Origin of the sequence: Haladaptatus sp. (genome assembly GCF_049589095.1) — an archaeon.
In the GTDB taxonomy this organism is placed as follows: Archaea; Halobacteriota; Halobacteria; order Halobacteriales; family Haladaptataceae; genus Haladaptatus.
Genome location: NZ_JBAWAC010000618.1, coordinates 1 through 10,372, shown reverse-complemented (window position 1 = coordinate 10,372; position 10,372 = coordinate 1). Strand labels below are relative to the sequence as shown.

Sequence of the window (10,372 nt, the reverse complement as noted above, 5' to 3'; positions counted from 1 at the left end):
GGACAACGCCGAGAAGGCGGCGGAAGCAGGATTGGACAACCTCCATTTCGCGGTCGATTCGCTCCCAAATCTCGATAGGAATCGGAAATTCGACGTGGTGTACTGCGTCGCCACGCTCTACTTCGTGAACGAGCCGAAGCGGGCAATCGAGAGCCTGTACAGCCACGTCCGAGAGGGCGGCCACCTCGTTCTGAACTACCCGAACGAAGAGAGTAGAAAGACGTTCGACCGGGAGTTCGAGGGCAGAAGGAGAGAATCGTTCGAACTCGTGTTGAGCGGCGCGAACATCATCAGCGAGGAGGCCGTTCGAGAAGCGACCAGTGCCGAGACGCGGAGCTACTGGGAACTGGTGGACGCCGAGGACGAGGAGTTCGTCGATTCGGCCACGCCGTGCGTCGTGGTGGAGAAATAAGAACGGGGCACCGCGGGGGGAACACCAGCCATCGGTGGTAGCTGAGTTCTTACCCGTGGGAAGCGAACGTTTCGATATGTCCGCCATCGCAATCGGAGGGGGAGTACTGTCATCAGGGAGACGGTGGCTACGCGGACTGTGGGTATACTACCGCGAGTACACCCATACAGCGATTCACGCGGCTTCCGCGGCGGCACTCACCGCATTCGGGTTGCTCATCTTCGTCAACCGACTGTTCGCGCTACTGGCGATTGCCGCATACGTTTTCCCGCCGGTGATCCTCTACAGCATCGGTTTCGACGTCAAGACAGCACCTCCTTCGACCAAATCGGGGACTGGAAGGACCGAACCCGGAACGAATCCGAGTCCCGATTCGAAGAGTGATGGGGGAAAGATGAGCAGTGGTAGCCGTGATGGACGCGTGTATTCGGGTAGCAGCGACGGAGATTCGGATTCCGATAGCGACGACGGAGACACGGATTCCGATAGCAATGATGGCGACACGGACTCCGACAGCGACGACGGGGATACTGATTCTGACAGTGACGATGGCGACACCGATTCGGACGGCGATAACGGGGATACCGACTCGGATGGATGATGGTATCGATCATCGAAATCCATACGAACGCGATGCGTCGAACGGTAAGCAAGCGCCTGGAGGTCGGTCCGATTAGCCGTCGGCGTCCGCTGCAGAGGACTGTTGATGTTGGTATCCCAGGAAGAAGAGACCGAGACCGACGAGGATGAGGATGACTCCGGGAATGAGGAGGATGAAACTCGGACCACAGGGGTTACCGACGCTACTATCGGGAGTGCACATCTGGTCTCGAAACCCGAGCCAGATCAGAAACACACCGACGACGACACCGGATACACCGAAACCTTCGAACGAGCGGAGCCGTGACATCACGCTCGAGATAGAGACCGAACCCGCAAAACACTTCTGAAGCGTCGAAATCGGGAATCGGTTATCGGCGTGACGATTCCAACTCGATGTCCAAACCGTCCAGCAGTTCTTCCGCCTCCTCGCGCTTCTCTTGGTGGTCTTCCAGGAAGTCCTTCATGAGTTGAGCGGCCTGTTCCTTGCAGTCGCCACAGAGACGCTCGCCGGAGACACATTCGTCGTAGACCTCCTTCGTGAACTCGTCGTCGTCACCCGCGAGCAGGTAGGCGTACAGTTCGTACACCGGACATTCGTCGGCCTTCCCGCCCAACTCGCGCTGTTTTTCGGCGGTTTCGCGGCCGCCCGTCGTCGCGGACTTTACCTTGTCGTAGCCGTCCTCGGGGTCGTCGAGCAGGCTGATGTGGCTGGCCGGAACCGACGAGGACATCTTGCCCCCCGTCAGGCCGGTCATGAACCGATGGTAAATCGAGGAGGGCATGATGAAGCCGTAGCCGTCGTTCTCGATTTCGATTTCTCGGGCGAGGGCTTTCGCTTCCTCCCGTGAGTAATCGAACACGTCGATGTGCTCGTCGAACACCCGCTTTTCGCCCTCGATGGCGTCGATGAGTGCCCCATATGCCGCTTCCGTCGCGTTGCGGTCGAGGAACCGAACACGGGGGCGAAGCGGCTCCATTCCGGCGTTTTCGAGCTTCGAGATGGTCGTCTCGACGGCCGGAACGTCCGGGTCGCCGTTCTCGGCGAGCCACGCCGCCGCGTCCTCACAGCGGGGCATCTCGGGGTCCTCGGCGTACTCCTCGCGCGCTTCGTACGCCGCCGCGATGTGCGAGAGTTCCGTCTCGTCCGCCTCGAAACTCGCGTAGGCCTTCGTCACGCCGAAGTAGCGCATCCGAACCGCCAGGTCGCGGGCCAACCTGACGTGCGGGTCTTGGTCCGGACCGACCGGAATGACGGTCGGTTTCGGTTCGTCGAGTTGCGGGTAGAGGATGTCCGCCATCTGCGTGACGACGCTCTGGACGTGCGAGACGTTGGTTTCGCCGTCGAAGCCGTAGATGGACTGGAACTCCGAGAAGTTGGCCTTCGACCCGAGTTCGAACGCCAAATCCTGTAGTTCGCGGTTCTCGGACTGGCGGTAGAGCGTCCCCGTCTCAGCGTCGAACCCGAGGGCGATGAGCGAGAGCAGGTAATCCCGCGAATGCTCGTCGATTTCCTCCCACGAAAGGCCACGGGCGCTGTGGGCTTCGAGGTCGGCGATGAGGCCGTAGGTGTCCCCGCCCTGCTGTTGATGCCAGATGAGTTCGTCGAACACCAGTTTGTGTCCGATATGCGGGTCACCGGTCGGCATGAACCCCGACAGCGCGGCGAACGGTTCGTCGTTCTGCATCGCCTCGGCCACGCGGCGGTAGCCACGGTCGCCGAAGATGACGCTCCGGCGCATCAGGTAGTGTGGGTCCGGAACCGCCGGGAGGACGTCGTCGAACTCCTCGATACCGAACTCCTCGAACAGTTTGCGGTAGTCGGACACCGTCGCCGACCCCCACGGGTCGAGGACGACGTCGTCCTCCCCCGTTGCGGTACCACCGTCGGGCAGGAGTCCGCCCGTTTCGGATGAATCGTCTCGTGTCATGGTGTAAGTCGTGTCACCGACAGCCAAGTGTCTATTCGTTCGTTCTCCGTGATAAGCGCAAAAATCATTTGCTTTCGTACCCCGTGCGCCAGTCGAACGTCGAGCGCGAGGTCACGCGGGACGAACTCGTAGTCGTCGTTCAACACCCGAATCAGATACTCCGAGTGCCCGAGGTCGTCCACCGACTTCACGTCGGCGTAGGTCCGGAAATCCGCGCCGAACTTGAATCCCGTCTTCGGGACCACGCCATGTTCCCGAAGGGTTCGATACACCAGCAAGCGGCGGTCGAACCGCTCGCCTTCGACCTCCTCACCTCGCTCGACTATGTCGTCGTACGTTCCCCCGATTTCGAGATTACCCTCCGCGACGAGATGGGCGGCCTCCACGAGCGACAACTGTAGAATCCCCGTCGCGTCGCGTCCACCCATCTGCTGGCCGTAAAACGCCTTGCCGTGGAGTTCGTCGGGAGCGTCCCACACCAGCACGCGGTCGCCGACGATCGACCCGGAAAGGTCGGTCGGAACGTCGTGATCCGTCGTCCCCTCGATCTCGATGCGATCGGTCTCGAAGTAGGTGATCTCGCTCTCCTCGTCCACGATCGCGAGGACCACATCGCCTAGCTCCGCGACGGGAATCGGATCGCGCTCGCTCGCGACCCGAACTCGGTGTGACACCTCCTCGTCCCACGGGCCGCTCCCGCGCGGGTAGACGACGAAATCCGACGACGGGTGGGGGTTCGACACCCATCCATCTCGATCCGGCGAGAGGTAGAACCCGCGCTCTCGGAGGTTTGCGTAGACGAGGAATCGGGCCGCAAATCCGTTGCCAGTCGATTCCTGTAAAAATTTCTGAAATCCGTTACCATCGACCGAGTCGAGGTCGCCGCGAAGCAGGAGGTGGGCGGCTTCGACGCGTGAAAACGCTACCTCGTTGCCACTGAGTGGGCGACCGTATCCCCGCGAATCGTAGTACCGCTGGCGGGCGTCGCCGCCGACACGGACTTCGTCGTCGCGTAGGCTTCCATCCATACGTCTTCTGTGATGTGGGCCTTCAAATGCACTACGACTCAGGGACGAACTCACCCGACCGTCCGGAGAACGGTGTTCTGCTACCACGTCAACACGTCATTCGGACGGCCGAGAGAGCAGTCATCAAGGGGAAATCAGCCCTCCAAACAGCCGTCTTCGAACATCTCGCAATCGGTGTTCAAACACCGACGACCTGTCGAGGTTCGGAACACGGGAAGGCCACAGTCACACGAATCCACGATCATCCCGTTCGGAATTCCGAACCCGACCTCGCAGTCGGGATAGCGGTCGCATCCCGCGATGATACTGCCCTTGTTCAGAATTCGCATGTCGGCTCCGCAGTCGGGACAGTCCCATTCCCGGTCGAATCGTCGCCGCACGGCCTCGAAAACGGTGCCGCAGTCGCGGTCGATGCAGAGTTCGAATTCGGTTCCGCGTTCGACGTGCATGGACGGTAGGCCGCAGTCACACGTTTCCGTTCCGATACTGGCCCGACGCGGAATCGGATACTCCTCACGACAGCCGAGACACGAAACCGCTCCCTTGGTTCGCGTGAGCGTACCGTCGCAGTGTGGGCAAGTTCCGACGGGAATCCCGGCGACTGACCCCGGATAGCGGGAAATCTCGTGGCAGGCGTGGCAATCGACGCGAACGCGATGATCGTCCGTCGCCGCGACGAGGGTGAACGAATCTCCGTCGAGCGAGGCGTGGGCGGTTTCCGCGCGGGTGAGCCATTCGACCGGTTGATAGCCGTCCACGTCGTGGACGAGGAGGGTATCGTCGGGTTTGAGGATGGCGACGACTTCGCCACGCCGCTGGCCGTGGGTGTCGCCGTCCGTCGTAATCATACAGTCACCGGCGAACACGCGAATCGTGTCTGTCATGGCCCGGGTTGGTTCCGTGTTCGTATTTGAACGTTCGGGCCAAGGGTTTTGAGTGAAAAGGATGAACGAAGAGAAAATGGAAGAGATAGAAGAAATGGAAGGAGCAGAGCGACAGGCAGTGCTGTTCGACATGGACGGCGTCATCGTGAACTCGGAGGATTTCTGGGCGGAACTCGAAGAGGATATCATCTTCCCCGAAGTAGGCGTGGAGGATATCGGCGACAACGAGATCACCGGGATGAACTTCCGCGAGATTTACGACTATCTGGACGAAGAGTACGGGACCGACGTGACGAAATCGGAGTTCATCTCCCTCTACGACGGAATCGCCGAGGACCTCTACGGCGAACACGTCTCGCTGATGGACGGCTTTCACGACCTGTTGGACGACCTACGAGCGGACGGGACCGACGTGGCGCTCGTGTCCTCGTCACCCCACGACTGGATAGAAATCGTCACCGACCGCTTCGACCTCGAATTCGAGGAAGTCGTCAGCGCCGATGATATCGATGCCCCCGGGAAACCGGAACCGGCAATCTACGAGTACGCGGCCGGGTTGCTCGACTATCGAGCCAACGAGTGTGCCGCGGTCGAGGATTCGGAACACGGCGTCGAGTCGGCCGTTCGGGCCGGAACGTACTGTGTCGGCTATCCGAACGGTGCGAAAGAACTCGACCTCACGATGGCGAACGTGGTCGTCTCCTCACCCGCTGAATTGCACGAAGAACTGCTCACTCGACCTGCACGGACCGAACGTCGGTAACCGGCAGGAGAGGGAGGTCGGGGAACGCGACGCGGACGGTGAACTCCATCTCGTCGGCCGTGCCCCCGAAGACGCCGACGGGAATCGTCGTCTCGCCGTCGAGATACGTCGATTTTTCCGTCATTTCGACGCCGTTGACGGTCACGTCGATAGCTGCTTGCTCGCGGTTACCACGGTTCTTGATGGTGACCTCGCGCATGTCGTTCTCGCCGCGAGCGATTCGGCTCGGGAACGATCCCCATTCGATCTCCACGTCGGGAAGCTTGCGGGCGCTGGCTTCGACCTGTTCGGCGACGCCCTCGGTGAGACCCGCATCGACCAACCCATCGACGCCAACGGCGCGCACGTCGGCGGGCGTTTCCAGACCTTCTGTCGCCAACTTGCTGGACCGCCCGGCACCCACCCCATCGATCGCGGTGAGACCGACGGCGCTTTCGCCGACGCCGTTTTCGACGCGGGCCTCGATTCGGGTGACGAGATTCGCGGCGACCGGCCTGTCGAGCCGTTTCAGGAACGCACGAAGCGCCGCAAGCAGTCGAACCGCGTTCTGCTGGATGACCCACGCGTCGCTCCGCAAGTCGCCCGGCGTCGAACCCGTCATGCTGGAACGGAGGATGGCGAGCACCTTCCGCCCGCCCGCTTCGAGGTCGCCGGAATCCTGTCCGACGAGGACGGAATTGATGGCGTCACGCTCGGCTTGACGGGCACTCACGCTGTCGAACTCGGCCGCGCCAGCGACCGTTTCGAGCACCTTCGGCACGTCGATGTCGTCGGTCTCCGCGAGGCGGCGGAACCGTTCGGCCGTGTCGAGGTTGAGGTAAAATTTCGAGGCGAGCATGGCGAGCGCCGTGCCCTCGATTTCGAGGTCGTCGCCCTGCTCCACGAATCCGCGCGAGACGAGGCGCTGGAGCGTGTTTCTGACGCGCTCGCGGTGATTTTCGAAATCGTACTCGTCGGGTTTCGTCTGGGCGCGGACGTAGTAGAACGTGGTTTGAAGCCACGACATCACATCGTCCAGATCCGAGATGGTGCCCATCGCGATTTCGGCGTTGAGATGGGAATCCAAATCCTCCGCGAGACGGGATTCGATCTCCTTGCCGTCGCGCAGGAGTTTTCGGTACTTGTCCGCGTCCTTGAAGTCACAGACGACCCACCCGTAGCCCACGTCGTCGTAGCCGGGACGGCCCGCCCGTCCGAGCATCTGGAGCACGTCGAGCGGACTCATGTCCACCTCGCCTTCGAGCGGGTCGTGGAGTTTGGTGTCGCGCAGGACGACACATCGGGCGGGGAGATTCACACCCCACGCGAGCGTGGAGGTGGAAAACAGCAGTTGAATCTTCCCCTGTTTGAACCACTCCTCGACCCTGTCGCGGTCGTTCTTCGACAGTCCGGCGTGGTGGAACGCCACGCCGTCGAGCACGGAGTTTCTGAGGGTATCGTTTCGCAGTTCCTGTGTTTCGGTATGGAAATCGTAGTCGCCGCGCGCGCCGATGGGAATGTCCCGCTCGGCTATTTCGTCGCGGGCTTTCTTCGCGGCCTGCACGGTGTCCTGCCGCGAGGCGACGAAGACGAGCGCCTGTCCGTCCTCGCGGATGTGTGGCTCCGCGAGGTCAAGCGCACGATACAGCCTGCGATACTTGTCCGCGAAGGAGTTGTCCCCGTGGGAGTAGGTCTTCACGTCCGCGTGCAGGTCGACGGGGCGGTAGTCGTCCCCGAACTCGAAAGTGGTCTCCGGCGGCGCATCGAGCCAATCGGCCACGTCGCTCACGTTCGGCATCGTCGCGGAAAGCGCGACGATACGAGGGTCACAGAGCCTGCGGAGGCGTGAGATGGTGACTTCGAGGACGGCCCCGCGCTTCTCCGAATCGAGCAGGTGTACCTCGTCGATGACACAGCAGTCCACGTCGGTGATAAAGGAGTAGCGGGACGAGTCGTGTTTCCGGGTCGCCGAGTCGGTCTTCTCGGGCGTCATCACGAGGATGTCCGCGCGCTCGGCGCGTCGCGGGTTCAACTCTCGTTCGCCCGTGACGACGTACACCGAGTAACCGAGGTCCTCGAAGCGTTCCCAGTCGCTTTCCTTCTCGTTGGTCAACGCCCGAAGCGGGGCGATGAACAGCGCGGTGCCGTCGTCGCGCAGCGCCTTGCAGATGGCGAGTTCCGCGAGCGCCGTCTTGCCGCTCGCCGTGGGCGCGCTGGCAACGACGTTCTCGTCGCTTTCGAGCAGCGCGGGAAGCATCTCGCGTTGCATCCGGTTGAACTCCTCGAAGGCGAACGCCTCCGCGAACCCTGGAACCGCCTCGGAGACCTGCATCGTTTCGTAGGCAGAGTGGAAAGCAAAAAGGCGTTTCTGTACCGGGCTGTCAGCAGACATTTGATGAGAAAGTGATAGAATTGCGAAGCCGCTCCCGGATACGGTCACGCAACGACCGTCTCGTTGCGCTTCGTTTCTTTGGGTATTCACTTGAAATCGGTCTCGCGGTGACGAACGTCAACGAATTCGCGGGGACACTTCCTAAACGATAAAGCGTCGCAAAAACTACCGACAACTATGCTAGAGCTTGAAGACGTGTTGGCGGCGCGGGAGCGGGTGGCCGAGACGGCCCGGCATACACCGCTCGATTACTCTCACACTTTTACTCGGATGACGGGTGCGGAAGTCCACCTGAAACTGGAGACGTTTCAGCGGACGGGGTCGTTCAAGATCCGCGGCGCGACCAACCGCATCATGACGCTTTCGGAGGCCGAAAAGGAAGCCGGTGTCGTCACGGCCAGCGCGGGTAACCACGCGCAGGGTGTCGCACTCGCGGCCACCCGAAGCGGCGTCGATGCGAAGATCGTCATGCCGAAACACGCTCCGATTTCGAAGGTGCGTGCGACGGAGAACTACGGCGCGGAGGCCATCCTCTACGGAGAGGACTACGACGAAGCCGCCGAGCGCGCCCACGAAATCGAGGAGGCGGAGGGCCGGACCTACGTCCACGCCTTCGACGACGAGAAGGTGATGGCAGGGCAGGGGACCATCGGACTGGAGATCATGGACGATCTTCCCGAGGTCGAAACCGTCGTGGTCCCCATCGGTGGCGGCGGCCTCATCAGCGGCATCGCAACCGCGATCAAGGGACGGAACCCCGACGCTCGGGTCATCGGCGTGCAGGCCGAGGGCGCATCGAGCGTGGCCGACTCGCTCCAGAAGGGGAGCGTCCAGACGCTCGACAGCGTCGATACCATCGCGGACGGAATCGCCACCCGGAGCGTCGGCCAGCGGACGTTCGACGTGATAGACGCCCGCGTTGACGAGGTCGTTACCGTCTCGGATTCGGAAATCGCGGTGGCAGTCTCCTACCTGCTCGAACGCGGCAAGACGCTCGTGGAGGGTGCGGGTGCGGTGAGTCTCGCCGCGATCCTCGGAAGCAAGTTCGACTACGCGGACGACGAGGTGGTCGTCCCCGTCCTCAGCGGCGGTAACATCGACATGAACCTCCTCACGACCGTCATCGTGCGCGGACTCGTGGAAACCGGGCGCTACGTCAAACTCAAGACGGTGCTCAAGGACCGACCCGGTTCGCTGCGAAAACTCCTCGACGTCATCGCGGATGCACAGGCGAACATCTACGCCATCCAGCACGACCGTACCTCCCGCGACATCGGCATGAACGCGACGGAGGTCGAACTGGACCTCGAAACCCGCGGTCCGGAGCACGTCGACAACCTCCTCGACTCCCTGCGAGAGAACGGGTTCGACGTGGAAGTGCTGGTCTGAGCGGATCGGTGATCGATTTTTCGCCCCCTTTTGACGTAGGTTTAAGTTCCACGGGCCGAAGTGACGTGCATGAAGCGAATCATCAGCACGCAGGACGCTCCCGAGGCGGTTGGTGCGTACAGTCAGGCGACGAAGAACGGTGACGTCCTCTTCACCGCAGGGCAGATCCCGATGACGCCCGATGGCGAACTCCTCGCCGACGAGGACATCTCGGTGCAGACGCGCCAGAGCCTGGAGAACGTCAAAGGCATTCTCGAAGAGGAAGGTCTGAACATGCAGGACGTGCTGAAAGTGACCGTCTTCATGGACGACATCGAGGACTTCGACGAGATGAACGAATCGTACAAGGAGTACTTCCAGGACAACCCACCGGCCCGTAGCGCCGTCGAAGTGGCGAACCTGCCGAAGGGCGTCGGCGTCGAAATCGAGGCCATCGCCAGCACCGAGTAAGGATAGCTGTGAATCCTCGCGTCAAGGCGAGTCTCCTGTGGGGCGTCGTCGGCGCGCTCGCGTTTCTCGTCCTCCTACAGGGGTACCAGTTGGTCACCGGCTATCGCTACTCGGTTCCGGTGATCGTCGGGACGACGCTCGTCGTGGCGATCGGTACGCCGATACTCACCCACATCGCCCACGGGGCACTCGATTAGAAAAGAAGGGTTTAAACACCGCACCCGGTAACCAACAGGTAAGCCGGGATGGCCGAATGGCAAAGCGCACGCCTGGAAAGCGTGTTCCCGTATGGGATTCTGGGTTCAAATCCCAGTCCCGGCGTATTTCTCCGCGAACAGGACCGTAAGCACTCGCCGTGTTTTCAGAACGCCAGCGGGAGTCAGTCCACCGACGCCCACTCCCATTGCTCGTCCGGTTCCGTCGCCGAATCGTGTAGGTGACAGGCCGCCGGGTGTCCGGCAGCGGTCGCCTGCTCCTCGGGCGATTCCCGTTCGCAAACCGTCGAGAACTTCTCGGACAGGCGTTCGTCCGCAGCGTCCACGTC

The 10,372-nt window shown here is 61.7% G+C and carries 11 protein-coding genes and 1 tRNA gene; 7 read left to right on the top strand and 5 right to left on the bottom strand.

Features of this window, described 5'->3' with window-relative positions:
* Positions 1–412 (top strand): class I SAM-dependent methyltransferase (locus tag WBV42_RS19595; RefSeq protein ID WP_423987531.1); only part of this gene is annotated, 412 nt, incomplete at its 5' end.
* Between the two features lie 76 nt (positions 413–488).
* On the top strand, positions 489–1,013 hold the full coding sequence (locus WBV42_RS19590; protein WP_423987530.1) for a hypothetical protein: 525 nt from the start codon (positions 489–491) through the stop codon (positions 1,011–1,013).
* Positions 1,014–1,085: 72 nt separating this feature from the next.
* Here the strand turns inward: WBV42_RS19590 and WBV42_RS19585 are convergent, their stop codons facing one another.
* From WBV42_RS19585 to WBV42_RS19570, 4 genes are all read right to left on the bottom strand, one after another.
* The gene (locus WBV42_RS19585) at positions 1,086–1,322 is read right to left on the bottom strand and encodes a hypothetical protein (RefSeq protein ID WP_423987529.1); all 237 of its coding nucleotides are present in this window, start codon (positions 1,320–1,322) and stop codon (positions 1,086–1,088) included.
* A 61-nt stretch (positions 1,323–1,383) separates the two neighbouring features.
* Positions 1,384–2,943 (bottom strand): tryptophan--tRNA ligase, encoded by a 1,560-nt coding sequence (locus WBV42_RS19580; protein ID WP_423987528.1) that lies wholly within the window; start codon positions 2,941–2,943, stop codon positions 1,384–1,386.
* The gene (endA, locus tag WBV42_RS19575; RefSeq protein WP_423987527.1) at positions 2,940–3,971 is read right to left on the bottom strand and encodes a tRNA-intron lyase; all 1,032 of its coding nucleotides are present in this window, start codon (positions 3,969–3,971) and stop codon (positions 2,940–2,942) included. Before endA ends, WBV42_RS19580 begins: the two co-directional genes overlap by 4 nt.
* Before the next feature lie 134 nt (positions 3,972–4,105).
* Positions 4,106–4,855, bottom strand: coding sequence for a DUF91 domain-containing protein (locus WBV42_RS19570; RefSeq protein WP_423987526.1), 750 nt, complete (start codon positions 4,853–4,855; stop codon positions 4,106–4,108).
* Between the two features lie 76 nt (positions 4,856–4,931).
* Here WBV42_RS19570 and WBV42_RS19565 point away from each other — a divergent pair, with 76 nt between their 5' ends.
* Positions 4,932–5,618, top strand: coding sequence for an HAD family hydrolase (locus WBV42_RS19565; RefSeq protein WP_423987525.1), 687 nt, complete (start codon positions 4,932–4,934; stop codon positions 5,616–5,618).
* Here WBV42_RS19565 and WBV42_RS19560 read toward each other — a convergent pair.
* Positions 5,587–7,929 carry a DEAD/DEAH box helicase gene (locus tag WBV42_RS19560; RefSeq protein WP_423987524.1) on the bottom strand — a complete coding sequence of 781 codons (2,343 nt, stop codon included), beginning with the start codon at positions 7,927–7,929 and terminating at the stop codon, positions 5,587–5,589. The two genes, WBV42_RS19565 and WBV42_RS19560, sit on opposite strands and share 32 nt — an antisense overlap.
* 237 nt (positions 7,930–8,166) lie before the next feature.
* Between WBV42_RS19560 and ilvA the strand changes: the two genes are divergently transcribed.
* From ilvA to WBV42_RS19540, 4 genes are all read left to right on the top strand, one after another.
* Positions 8,167–9,378, top strand: a complete 1,212-nt coding sequence (gene ilvA, locus WBV42_RS19555; protein WP_423987523.1) for a threonine ammonia-lyase — start codon at positions 8,167–8,169, stop codon at positions 9,376–9,378.
* A 69-nt stretch (positions 9,379–9,447) separates the two neighbouring features.
* On the top strand, positions 9,448–9,828 hold the full coding sequence (locus WBV42_RS19550; RefSeq protein WP_423987522.1) for a Rid family detoxifying hydrolase: 381 nt from the start codon (positions 9,448–9,450) through the stop codon (positions 9,826–9,828).
* An 8-nt stretch (positions 9,829–9,836) separates the two neighbouring features.
* Positions 9,837–10,025, top strand: coding sequence for a hypothetical protein (locus tag WBV42_RS19545; protein WP_423987521.1), 189 nt, complete (start codon positions 9,837–9,839; stop codon positions 10,023–10,025).
* A 42-nt stretch (positions 10,026–10,067) separates the two neighbouring features.
* A tRNA-Ser gene (locus WBV42_RS19540) sits at positions 10,068–10,149 on the top strand.
* Positions 10,150–10,372: the final 223 nt, after the last annotated feature.